2 protein-coding genes, 3 pseudogenes and 1 riboswitch are annotated in these 12,029 nt (G+C 49.7%); all 5 genes and pseudogenes read right to left on the reverse strand.

Annotated features, from left to right (window positions below; translation table 11 throughout):
- Nucleotides 1–527 (reverse strand): annotated as a pseudogene (locus tag MZO40_RS17590) (hypothetical protein); the annotation flags it as partial.
- Between the two features lie 2,890 nt (nucleotides 528–3,417).
- Nucleotides 3,418–4,995 (reverse strand): annotated as a pseudogene (locus MZO40_RS17595) (Ig-like domain-containing protein); the annotation flags it as partial.
- A 3,594-nt stretch (nucleotides 4,996–8,589) separates the two neighbouring features.
- Nucleotides 8,590–8,688, reverse strand: a pseudogene (locus MZO40_RS17600) (KxYKxGKxW signal peptide domain-containing protein); the annotation flags it as partial.
- A 404-nt stretch (nucleotides 8,689–9,092) separates the two neighbouring features.
- Complete coding sequence (locus tag MZO40_RS04685; protein ID WP_050340214.1) at nucleotides 9,093–10,601, reverse strand: MDR family MFS transporter; 1,509 nt, start codon at nucleotides 10,599–10,601, stop codon at nucleotides 9,093–9,095.
- Nucleotides 10,602–10,738: 137 nt separating this feature from the next.
- Nucleotides 10,739–11,926 (reverse strand): methionine adenosyltransferase, encoded by a 1,188-nt coding sequence (metK, locus tag MZO40_RS04690; RefSeq protein ID WP_050340213.1) that lies wholly within the window; start codon nucleotides 11,924–11,926, stop codon nucleotides 10,739–10,741.
- A riboswitch (SMK box riboswitch) is annotated at nucleotides 11,924–12,026 on the reverse strand. It overlaps the preceding gene by 3 nt.
- Nucleotides 12,027–12,029 lie beyond the last annotated feature (3 nt).

Below are 12,029 nucleotides of genomic sequence, written 5' to 3' on the forward strand. Positions count from 1 at the left end.
GTCTGAATCACTATCGGAATCGGAATCACTGTCGCTATCTGAATCGCTGTCGGAGTCTGAGTCGCTGTCTGAATCAGAATCACTGTCTGAGTCTGAATCGCTGTCGCTATCTGAGTCACTGTCTGAGTCTGAATCGCTGTCCGAATCCGAGTCGCTGTCAGAATCGGAATCACTGTCAGAGTCGGAATCGCTGTCGCTATCTGAATCGCTGTCGGAGTTTGAGTCGCTGTCTGAATCAGAATCACTGTCTGAGTCGGAATCGCTGTCGCTATCTGAGTCACTGTCGGAGTCTGAATCACTATCGGAATCCGAGTCGGAATCTGAGTCACTGTCGCTATCTGAATCACTGTCTGAGTCTGAATCGCTGTCGGAGTTTGAGTCGCTGTCTGAATCAGAATCACTGTCTGAGTCGGAATCGCTGTCGCTATCTGAGTCACTGTCGGAGTCTGAATCACTATCGGAATCCGAGTCGGAATCTGAGTCACTGTCGCTATCTGAATCACTGTCTGAGTCTGAATCGCTGTCGCTATCGGAATCGCTGTCCGAGTCGGAATCGCTGTCGCTATCTGAGTCGCTGTCGCTATCTGAATCACTGTCCGAGTCGGAATCGCTGTCCGAGTCGGAATCACTGTCAGAATCGGAGTCGCTGTCCGAGTCGGAGTCACTGTCTGAATCGGAATCGCTGTCCGAGTCTGAATCGCTGTCCGAGTCTGAATCGCTGTCCGAGTCAGAATCACTGTCGCTATCTGAATCGCTGTCGGAGTCGGAATCACTGTCTGAATCCGAGTCACTATCGGAATCGGAGTCGCTGTCCGAGTCAGAATCACTGTCGCTATCTGAGTCACTGTCAGAGTCTGAATCACTATCGGAATCTGAATCGCTGTCCGAGTCAGAATCGCTGTCGGAGTCAGAATCACTATCGGAATCTGAATCAGAATCACTGTCTGAGTCGGAATCGCTGTCTGAGTCCGAGTCGCTATCCGAATCAGAATCACTATCAGAATCTGAGTCGCTGTCAGAATCGGAATCGCTGTCGGAATCTGAGTCGCTGTCAGAATCGGAATCACTGTCAGAGTCGGAATCGCTGTCGCTATCTGAATCGCTGTCGGAGTCTGAGTCGCTATCGGAATCTGAATCGCTGTCCGAATCCGAGTCACTATCGGAGTCGGAATCGCTGTCTGAGTCGGAATCACTGTCTGAGTCGGAATCACTGTCTGAATCCGAGTCGCTGTCACTATCCGAATCACTATCGGAATCGCTGTCCGAATCTGAGTCACTGTCGGAGTCAGAATCGCTATCGGAATCTGAATCGCTGTCTGAGTCGGAATCACTATCGGAATCTGAGTCGCTGTCTGAGTCGGAATCACTATCGGAGTCTGAATCGCTGTCTGAATCGGAATCGCTGTCGCTATCGGAGTCACTGTCGGAATCCGAGTCACTATCTGAGTCTGAGTCGCTGTCAGAGTCGGAATCGCTATCGGAATCTGAATCGCTGTCAGAGTCTGAATCACTATCGGAATCTGAATCGCTGTCGCTGTCAGAGTCTGAATCGCTATCGGAATCTGAATCGCTGTCAGAGTCTGAATCACTATCGGAATCTGAATCGCTGTCGCTGTCAGAATCTGAATCGCTGTCGGAATCAGAATCGCTGTCGCTATCTGAATCACTGTCCGAGTCTGAGTCACTGTCCGAATCTGAGTCGCTGTCGGAGTCGGAATCGCTGTCGGAATCTGAGTCACTGTCGCTATCTGAATCACTGTCGGAATCTGAATCACTGTCCGAGTCGGAATCGCTGTCAGAATCCGAATCGCTGTCAGAATCTGAGTCACTATCTGAGTCAGAATCACTGTCGGAGTCGGAATCGCTGTCGGAGTCGGAGTCACTGTCCGAATCTGAGTCACTGTCGGAGTCCGAATCGCTGTCGGAGTCGGAGTCACTGTCGGAGTCCGAATCACTATCGGAATCGGAGTCGCTGTCTGAGTCTGAGTCGCTATCAGAGTCGGAATCGCTGTCGGAGTCCGAATCACTGTCTGAGTCTGAGTCGCTATCAGAGTCGGAATCGCTGTCCGAATCTGAATCGCTGTCGGAGTCCGAATCACTGTCCGAGTCCGAATCTGAATCGCTGTCCGAGTCTGAGTCGCTGTCTGAATCTGAATCACTGTCTGAATCGGAGTCGCTGTCCGAATCTGAATCACTGTCGCTATCCGAGTCACTATCGGAGTCGCTGTCGGAGTCGGAATCGCTGTCCGAATCTGAGTCACTGTCGCTATCTGAATCACTATCGGAATCCGAGTCGCTGTCAGAGTCACTATCGCTGTCGGAGTCGGAATCACTATCGGAATCCGAATCACTGTCGCTATCTGAGTCGCTATCGGAATCTGAATCACTGTCAGAGTCACTGTCGCTATCTGAATCACTGTCAGAGTCGGAATCACTGTCGCTATCTGAATCGCTGTCGGAATCCGAGTCGCTGTCGGAGTCAGAATCACTGTCAGAGTCGGAATCGCTGTCAGAATCTGAGTCACTGTCGGAATCTGAGTCACTATCGGAGTCGGAATCGCTGTCGGAGTCGGAATCGCTGTCGCTATCCGAATCACTGTCGGAGTCGGAATCGCTGTCAGAATCCGAGTCGCTGTCGGAGTCGGAATCACTATCAGAATCTGAGTCGCTGTCGCTATCTGAATCACTGTCTGAGTCTGAATCGCTGTCACTATCCGAATCACTGTCAGAATCGGAATCACTATCCGAGTCTGAATCGCTGTCAGAATCTGAGTCACTGTCAGAGTCTGAATCGCTGTCACTATCCGAATCACTATCTGAGTCCGAATCGCTGTCGCTATCTGAGTCGCTGTCTGAGTCCGAATCGCTGTCAGAATCGGAATCACTGTCTGAGTCAGAGTCGCTGTCTGAGTCTGAATCGCTGTCGGAATCTGAATCACTGTCCGAGTCTGAGTCACTATCGGAATCTGAGTCACTGTCAGAGTCTGAATCGCTGTCCGAATCTGAATCGCTGTCGGAGTCAGAGTCGCTGTCAGAATCTGAGTCACTGTCAGAGTCTGAATCGCTGTCAGAATCTGAATCGCTGTCGGAGTCAGAGTCGCTGTCAGAATCTGAATCACTATCTGAGTCTGAATCGCTGTCAGAATCTGAGTCGCTGTCGCTATCTGAATCACTATCGGAGTCGGAATCGCTGTCGGAATCCGAGTCGCTGTCAGAATCTGAATCGCTGTCAGAGTCTGAATCACTGTCAGAGTCTGAGTCGCTGTCCGAGTCTGAATCGCTGTCGCTATCTGAGTCACTATCCGAATCCGAATCGCTATCGCTATCTGAGTCGCTGTCCGAGTCTGAATCGCTGTCGCTATCTGAGTCGGAATCACTATCGGAGTCTGAGTCGCTGTCGCTATCTGAGTCACTATCCGAATCCGAGTCGCTATCGCTGTCCGAATCGCTGTCGCTATCTGAATCTGAGTCGCTGTCCGAGTCTGAATCACTGTCGGAATCCGAGTCACTATCCGAGTCTGAATCGCTATCGGAGTCCGAGTCGCTGTCTGAGTCCGAGTCACTATCGGAGTCGGAATCGCTGTCCGAGTCTGAATCGCTGTCGCTATCTGAGTCACTATCCGAATCCGAATCGCTATCGCTATCTGAGTCGCTGTCCGAGTCGGAATCACTGTCGGAATCTGAGTCACTATCGGAATCCGAGTCACTATCCGAGTCAGAATCGCTATCGGAGTCTGAGTCGCTGTCTGAGTCCGAGTCACTATCGGAGTCGGAATCGCTGTCCGAGTCTGAGTCACTGTCGGAATCCGAGTCGCTGTCTGAGTCTGAATCTGAATCGCTGTCGGAATCCGAGTCACTGTCGCTATCCGAGTCGCTGTCTGAATCTGAATCACTATCCGAGTCTGAATCGCTGTCGGAGTCAGAATCATCCTCAACAACATTAGCAGCTAAATCAGCATAGTACCCTGCATCATCCGCAGCACTGGAAGCCTTCTTCTTAGCTTCTGAAGCTTCAGAAGCTTTTGACTTAGCTTCTTCTGCATAGCTTGAAGCGGCTGAATTGTCACCAGCAGCTTCTGCGGAATCAGCACTTGATTGAGCAGTTGCCGCGTTTGAAGCTGCAGTTGATGCTGCGGTTGCAGCTGATTGTGCTTCGGATGCAGCTGCGGCTGCTTGTTCAGCATAAGAACTAGCAGTTGAATTGCTGCTTGCGTATTCGTTAGCAACAGTCGCATATGAACTCGCAACCGATCCGTATTCTGTGGCTTGGTTAGCGTAGTCAGCCGCTTCACTTGCAGCGGAATCAGCTGCTGAAGTTTGAACTGCGTTAACGGTCAAATATGCCCGGCCTAATGTTACTGTCGAAGTCGTTGAACCACTGGTACCTGTGATAACTAGATAGTAGTAACCGGATTCACTAGTCGTTAAGTCATCCAACTGCAACTCCGCACTAGTTTGGCCACTCAATGCGGTACCAGTGCCATCAGCAGTTGAAGAATAGTACCATTGATACGTAAACGTGCTATCACCAGTATCGCTGGTATAACTACCGTTTGGTGTCCAGGTAAGATCACTACCTGCATCGGCAGTTTCGTCATCAAGTCCATTACCGATCGTAACGGTCTTCGAAGCCGAATAGGTTGTCCCATCCGCATTTGTGATCGTTACGGTGATCGTCACCGTACCATCAGCAACAACGGTCAAAAGTCCAGAATCATCGATCGTTGCAACACTAGAATCACTAGTTGTCCATGTGATTTCGCCAGTCGCGTTCGATGGATTAGTCGTTGAGGTATATTGACTTGTCACTGAGCTACTTGAAGTCGAACTCGTCGTTGGGTTAACAACGTAATCATCACCTGAGATGCTGATATCCGTTGCTGGAATATCACTCTCGTAAATGTCAACTTCTGCAATGTTACTTGCAAACGTGGTTGTGCCGACGATTCCAAGGAATGAATAGTTTGAAACATACTGGAATAGCAATGTTCCGGTATTTGGAACCGTAAACGTGATCGAACTCGTATTGGTCGTCGCATTATTTGACGAGCTGCTTGAGACAAGCGTTACATAACCGTTACTAGTGGCATAGGACAATGTCCGCCAAGTCCCATTAATCTGTACATACCAAGTTCCTGACGAAGTAGTGGCCACGGAGAACAAACCAGTTGCAGTTGCGGCTGATAATGTTACAGTTCCCCCAGTAACCGTTGACGTAACTGTTGACGGCTGCGAGGTCACCCCACCCGAAATGGTGATACCCCAGATACTGATTGCATCGCCTACGTTTGATGATTGCAGTGAACTGGTATCATTCGAATAAGCGACTGCTGAAGAAGCGGCCGTGGAGCCAAGTGCCGCATAACTTGTTGCAAGAGCAGCATAGGAAGTTGCTTCACTCGCTGCAGCTGAAGCATTGGTGACATACGAACTTGCAGCAGCATAGTCACCCGCAGCAACCGCTGAGGAAGCTTGACTGGTATACTGAGTTGCCATTGCGGCTGCAGATGTTGCAGCTGCGGCAGCCCCTAAAGTACTGGTTGCGTAACTATTCGTGTCGGCAACATATGAGCTACCCAACACCGTGTTTGACGTGTATTTGGCACCCAATGAACTTGCAACGCTCGAGGCGGTCGTCGCAGCTGAAGAAGCTGCACTGGCAGCACTTGAAGCTGCAGTTGCAATTGAGTTGTAGTAACTAGACTGCGCTTCAACAACTGTCTCAGTCATTGCACTGGCGGCACTTGAAGCTGCAGCAACTTGATCAGTCGCATAAGTCAAGCGTAGTGCGGCATAGCTTTGTTGCAAAGCAGCTGATTTATACTCACCATCTGCAGCATACGATGCGGCCAAACTAGCGGCATCACTGGCTGCGGCTGCGTATGAGCTAGCTGCGGCTGCAGCCGAACTAGCTGCCGTACTATAACTGCTCGTGGCACTCGTGTTAAACAATGATCCCGCAACGTTGTAAGCGTTAGCGGCATTAGCGGCATATGATGCAGCTAATGAGGCTTGACTCCCTGCTTCGGTTGCAGATGATGAAGCCAAGTTAGCGTAACTCGAACCCAGATAGTCTGCCGCTGAGGAATCATTATCTTCAGTAACGGCATTTTCAAGCGCCGTGTTGAGGCTAGCCATGGCGGCAGAAGCAGCGCTACTTGCAAGGCTTGAAAAACCTGTTGCATAGCTGGCATAACTTGCAGCAACTGATGCTTCCATGTTAGCGGTGGAGTATGCACCTTCAGCTTCATAGGAAGAAGCCAAGGCACTGGTTGAAGCTGCAGAACTAGCCATCATAGCTGCTGATGAAGCATACGAATTAGCAACATTATATGAAGAAGTTGCTTGCGACGTATAGTAAGTTGCCAATGAACCCGTCAAGTTAGCGGAAGAATTGGCCAAACTGATGGCATCACTGGCTGCATTAGCTTGTGAAGTCGCAGTTGAAGCAGCGCTACTTGCGGTGCTTGCATAACTGCTGGCAATTTCCGTGTAGGTTCCTTCTGGATTCGTGACGACGATGGTGATGACGTTACCAGAAGCGGTATAACTCCCGGTTCCTAAAATACCCGTAGTCCCAGTCGCAACGGCTTGATAGTAATAAGTCCCAGCAATTGAAATCGTTGCGGAATAGGTATCAGAAGTTGCACCAGTGATTACCGTCCAAGTCGCACCATCTGTCGAAACATACCAAGTATACGTTGCACCACTATAGAATGTCGTACTGTTTTTAAGCGTATTCGTGATCGAAATCGTCCCACCAACTGAGATACTGTTGGTCGTCGTCGCACTGGTCAAAGTGGCATTACTATTAGTTGTTTGTTGTCCGCTAACATTAGTTGAGAACTTAGCAGCTAAAGCCGCATTTGAAGTTGCAACTGCAGCGTAACTGTTTGCCAATGATGACGCAGATTGTGCAACCCGCGCATAAGAATCAGCCGTACCAGGATCACTGGCGCTAACGGCAGCGACTGCAGCGGAACTAGCAACCGCATAAGCTGATGAAGCTGAACTGGTTGCGGTTGCTGCGCTGGAAGCATAAGCGGATGCTTGTGTCCCAGTTTGAGTAGCAGCAACACTGGCTGCGCTCGAAGCGGTACTCGTCGCGTTACTTGCAACCGTGGCACTAGATGAAGCGGCAGTTGCTAAATCGCTGATTGCCGTACTGTTTGCAAGGCTAGCAGCTGAAGTTGCCGTACTTGCGGCAGTGCTCCCAGCTGTTGCGGCGCTCACTGCAGTCGTTGCGGCTGAGGTCGTTGCAACATAGGCCGTACTGGTGGCTTCATAATCATCGTTGGCTGCGGCGCTACTTACGGCTGCATAAGCTGATGAAGCTGCAGCTGCGGCAACGGCTGCGGTTGACGCAGCGGTCGATGCGGCTGCGGCCGTGCTAGAAGCAACGGCATACGCGGATGAAACAGTGGTACTGGTCTTGTCATACTGCATTGCTAAGTAAGCGCTATTAGCGGCTTCGGCAGCTGAACTAGCAGCTTCCGTTGCGGTATTTGCTGCACTAGAGGCAGCAGCGTAAGTACTGCTTGCTAAACTAACCAGCCCTTGCGTTGCCGCACTGCTAGCAGTCGATGCGGCAGTTGAAGCAGCTACAGCGTATGAACTAGCTGCAGTCATTGCCGAAGTAGCCGAAGATGACGCTTTTGCGTAGTTAACGGCATTGCTTGCAGCGTTACCGACCTCATTATCATTTGCATCTAAGTACATATTTGCCAAACTATTATAGTGGCGTGCCAAGTCAGCAGCGTAAATTGCTTCTTGATAGGCACTTTGGGCGGCGCTCACTGCAGCTTGCGTCGTTAAGTCGTTGACCAAACTAGCATAGCTACTTGCAAGTGTCGCGTATGAATCAGCTAATGAAGCTGAGGATGATGCAGCATTTGCGGCCGTACTATCCGTATTGGCGCTGGATGAGGTCGTTGTGGCTGAATATGCCGCAATAGTCGCATATTGAGTCGCTGTACTCGAACTCGCCGAGCTGCTCGATGCTGAACTTGTGGCAGTACTGGAACTGGCAGCACTGGAACTTGAAGTGCTGGCGCTGGACGTGCTGGCTGAACTGGAGCTGGCCGTTGAGCTAGAACTAGCGTCAGCACTGGAACTGCTGTCTGAACTAGAGCTGCTCGATGTTGAACTTGTGGTTTTGCTCGAACTTGCACTAGAAGCGCTAGTGCTACTGGTGCTATCACTAGCTGCACTTGAAGTTGACGTCGTGCTGCTTACACTGCTACTTGCGGTGCTGGAAGTTGACGTGGCACTAGTCGTACTCGTGCTACTTGCCGAACTCGCTGCAGAGCTACTCGAACTGGTTGAACTGCTTGACGAACTGCTATCGGAATTACTGCTACTCTCAGTTTCACTGGAAGAAGATGCCGAGCTGCTTGCCGTTGACGTACTCTCGCTAGTCGAGCTACTGGCCGTGGCAGCAGCCAGTGCCGCCGCACTTGCTGCTGATGAGGTCGATGAACTCGACTCCGAACTCGCCGCACTAGTCGTACTGCTAGTGGCATCACTAGATGTGTCCGCCGCAACCGTGTCCGCGTGGGATACCAATTGTGGTGCACCAGTCAATACGAAAGATGCCATGGCCGTAAATACCCAAGTACGACCAACTTTGAACATCTTGTAGTGGACTTTCGGATCTCCTCTAAAAGATTTATGTCTCAGAAATTTCATGGTTTAGCCTTCCTTCTTTAAACCTAATCAAACCCATTCATATATGATAGCGTGCATTCATATATATCGTTATTGGTATACACCATTAACCGTTTGATGTTAAGTTAATAATACTATGATTAGGTTCAAATGCCAATAGTTAACTGAGTCAATCTTGTCGCCCTCACGCCATTTATCCGCATGACATTTTTATTAAATAAATAATATTAATGAAAACGAGTGTCATAGGCGCTGAAAAGCCCATAACACTCGTTAGTTTACTTAAATATTATTAATACTGTTTTTACAAAATAAATTGTGAATTTTTTGTGATTTTTTCTTGAAATTTATTTATACTGATAAATTTGATAATGCTTTCACACAATTATTTCAATCTAAAAGTAATTGGTCTACTAGTCACTCGTCTACAATTCACCCTGATTGTGATTTAAATCTGCCGCATGTTCGGCCGCCGTTTTTTGAACACCGCGGTCCAAACTGTTGACTAATAACGCCAAGATGACTAACCCCAGACCAATCAGGTAAACCCAATGTAGCCCGGTGTAGAGGATCCGATGCAAGGTCGGCAACAAGTGCTGTGGTAATTCCGTTGCCGTTTGCGGATTAATTAACTTGTTCAGCATTGCCATGTTCGTCGCTGGGTGCTGTTGAATGCCTTGGTTCATGCCGACGTTTAACGCGATCCCAAAGATGGAAATCATCAGCGTTTGACCGATCGTCCGGCTCAACGTATTGAACGACGTCGCCACCCCAACGTTTTTCGCAGGGACTAAATGCTGAGACGTCACCGTCGTTGCGGTAATCGTGATTCCGAAGCCGATCCCACCGATTGCCGTGATAAGGAAGAACCATGGGAAGGCAGTCGTGACTGGCAGCCAAGCTAAGCAAATACTGGTGACTAAGATGAATGCCAGACTGAGATAGAGAATTCGCCGTGGGGCCCACTTAGCTAACAGGCGGCCGGTGACAAATGAACCGACGATCCACATCAATGAACTGGGTGTCACAGCAAATCCGGCTAACGAGGCTGGTACGCCCAAAATCCCCTGCGTCCAGGTTGGAATGTAGACTTCCACAGCCATTAAGAAGCCACTCACGAGCGCCGCGACCGCGTTTTGAATCACAAAAGTCCGATTTTTGAATAAGTCCATCGAAATCACGGGTTCATCAGTCCGACTTTCGCGCCGAATAAATAGCCACAAGCTTAACGCACTGATGACCCACGCTGCAATGACTGCAGTCCAACTGATCGTGGCGTTACCTAACAACTGGAAGCTCAACATCAAGCATAATAAGAAGAGCATTAGCCACCAGCTACCAAGATAGTCGATTTTGACGTCATTGTGGCGCTTAGGTTCGCGTAGATAGAATTGGAATAGGAACAGTGTGATCAGGCCGACCGGCACATTAATGAAGAAAATCCAGTGCCAGCTCAACTTATCGACGATCAGCCCACCAATCAGTGGCGCCAATACGGAGGCAATCCCCCACGCCGAACTATTGAAGCCAAGTACCTTGGCCCGACGTTCGAACGAATAAATATCGGCAATGATCGTCATTGACACTGGCATCAGTGCCCCAGCACCAATCCCTTGAATCGCGCGCCAAAAAATCAGCACAGGCATCGAGTTGGATAGCCCACTCATCATTGAGCCGATGATAAAAATAATCAGGCCGGCTTGCATGACCGGCTTACGGCCAACCAAGTCCGTTAGTTTGCCATAAATTGGGGTCATCATGGCGTTGGTCAGTAAATAAATCGAAAAGACCCAGTTCATCAGTGACACGCCATGCAGGTCCCCAACGATCGTCGGTAAGGCCGTCGAAACGATGGTCCCCTCAATCGCACTCATAAAAGTCGCGACGTAAATGGCAATCGTCACCGCCACGACATTCGTTTTTCGTTGTTGCATGTTCATTAATTCTCCTTTATTCTCTGTTGCCGTCAATACCATTCACAAAAGTAGCCCGCAAAAAAAAAGCGACCCTGAATAAAAGGTCGCTTTTAGCGTCGAGTACCTACAGACCGTAACGGCGAACCGTTACCGCGTTATTTAAATTCTGCTTTTAAGGCATCGACCTTATCCGTGTGTTCCCATGGTAAGTCAATGTCGGTCCGACCAAAGTGGCCGTATGCAGCCGTTTGGCGATAAATTGGCCGTTGTAAGTCAAGCATCTTAATGATACCTGCTGGACGCAGGTCGAAGTTCTTACGGATAGCCGCAATCAACGCTTCATCGCTGACTTTACCGGTTCCGGCAGTGTCTACGGCGATTGAAACGGGTTCTGCAACCCCGATAGCATAGGCCAACTGAACTTCAACTTGGTCAGCTAAGCCCGCTGCAACCACATTTTTGGCAATGTAGCGCGCCGCGTAACTCGCTGAACGGTCAACCTTGGTGGCATCCTTGCCAGAGAAGGCCCCACCACCATGATGGGCAAAACCACCGTACGTATCAACGATCACTTTCCGACCAGTCAAACCGGCATCCCCTTGAGGACCCCCGATGACGAACCGACCAGTTGGGTTGACCAAGTACTTGGTCTTGTCGTCCAACAATTCAGCAGGTAATTCTGCCTTGATGACTTGTTCGATGACCGTTTGACGAATCGTGTCCAGGTCAACGTCCGGATCATGCTGGGTCGATAGGACGACCGTGTCGATCCGTTGGGGTTGATTGGCCTCGTCATATTCAACCGTCACTTGAGCCTTAGCATCTGGCCGCAACCATTTGATTGTACCGGCCTTGCGCAATGCGGCGATTTTACGCATCAAGCGATGGCTTAATGCGATGGGCAGTGGCATCAATTCTGGGGTTTCGTTAATGGCATAGCCAAACATCATCCCTTGATCACCAGCACCGATTTGATCTAATGGGTCAGCATCGCCAGTCCGCGTCTCTAGTGAGTCATCGACCCCTTGCGCGATATCTGGTGATTGTTCATCCAATGAGACAAGGACGGCACAGTTGTCACCGTCAAAGCCGTATTGACCATCAACGTAGCCAATCGACTTGATCGTGTCACGCACGACCTTTTGAATATCAACATAGGCCTTGGTCGAAACTTCACCGAAGACCAGCACTAATCCAGTCGTCACCGAGGTTTCAACGGCGACCCGTGCTTGCGGATCCTGCGCCAACATGGCGTCGAGGATGGCGTCACTGATTTGGTCAGCAATCTTATCTGGATGACCCTCAGAGACTGATTCAGATGTAAATAAGTGTCTTTCACTCACAATAAATTCCCCCTTGATAATTTCGGTTACAAGGCATCTAAGCATCGTAAGTCGATAAAACTTACGTTACTTATCCTTTCGGGAACGGCTCATAACTATATAA

It is taken from the genome of Lactiplantibacillus sp. B652, from assembly GCF_023806745.1.
In the GTDB taxonomy this organism is placed as follows: Bacteria; Bacillota; Bacilli; order Lactobacillales; family Lactobacillaceae; genus Lactiplantibacillus; species Lactiplantibacillus pentosus.